A 1,211-nucleotide genomic window follows, 5' to 3' on the forward strand; every position below is an offset into this window, starting at 1 on the left:
AAACAACAGCCGATTATAGAAGACAACAAGCCTATAAATTGAATGATAACAAAGAAATTTTAAACGATTTAGAAAATCTAAAGCAATCAGATATTTTTAATTTTAAACCAAAAAAAGAAGCTTTATTAGCTAAATTAGAGAGTTTAATTTTAAATACAGACGAATCTACTAAAAAAACGATTGAGGCTCTTAAATCGCAAATTTCGACCCTTGAAAAGGCTCTTAGTTCAACCCTTAGAACTCAAACTAATTTACCAAAATCAACTTTCATCACTCCAGAACAAATAGATCATCTCTGTAAATCAGTTTCGGTAAAAGATTATTTTTTCAATTTGATGGAAAGAGGGAAAATAGATTTTGAGAAAAAAGCTGCAGGAGAATTTTATTTTAAAACGGCAACTCAAAAAATAGCAGCAAACGACAAAGGGTTTTATGATTTTAAAGCTAATCAAGGAGGTCAAATTATCAAGGCTGTAATGCAATTTGAAGGAATGAAATGGAAGGATGCACTTGATTTTTTGCAAAATTTTTCGGGTACAAATTACGAACACATTTCAAAAAAAATATCTGAAGAAAAAGGAGATTTAGAGAAAAACAAATATAATCTCACTGCTATTCTTAGACCAAATAACCCTAAACTTTTAGACTATTATTTTAATCGAGGAATCGATGTTGAAACATTGAAAAAGTACACTACACAACTACATTATCAAGTTGGGAACAACCATTATTTTGGTATTTCTTTGAAAAATAAAACAAATGGTTGGGATGTTAGAAGTACAGAAGGGAAAATTAAACTTGGTACTTCAGATATTTCTGAAGCAGGAAATCCAAATTCTGATAAAATCGTCGTTTTTGAAGGTTTAACAGATATGCTCTCATTTATTCAGAAAGGTAGGGATGAGGGATTAAAAGAAGAACCGAATAGATTAATTTGCCTCAATGGAGCAGGAAATGCAGGAAAATTCGTTGAACATTTTCAAGATTTTAAGGGCAGAGTAATTCTTTGTTTAGATGGCGATACAGAGGGAAATAAAGCTACTGCAAAGATTCAAGAGTATTTTCCTCAAGCAGAAGACTGGAGAGAATATTATGGGATTTTTGAAGGTCGCGGAGGGGCGCACGATTTTAACGAAGTGTTGATGAGAGAAAAAGGATTAATTCAAGAACAAAATAGAGGTCAAAATAAGGGTTATAGGATGTAAAAAAAA

1 protein-coding gene is annotated in these 1,211 nt (G+C 31.5%); it reads left to right on the plus strand.

Annotated features, from left to right (window positions below):
* The coding region (locus tag F564_RS19710; RefSeq protein ID WP_034982022.1) for a toprim domain-containing protein at positions 1–1,205 on the plus strand (1,205 nt) is incomplete at its 5' end.
* Positions 1,206–1,211 lie beyond the last annotated feature (6 nt).

The sequence above is a fragment of the Epilithonimonas tenax DSM 16811 genome (genome assembly GCF_000428485.1).
In the GTDB taxonomy this organism is placed as follows: Bacteria; Bacteroidota; Bacteroidia; order Flavobacteriales; family Weeksellaceae; genus Epilithonimonas; species Epilithonimonas tenax.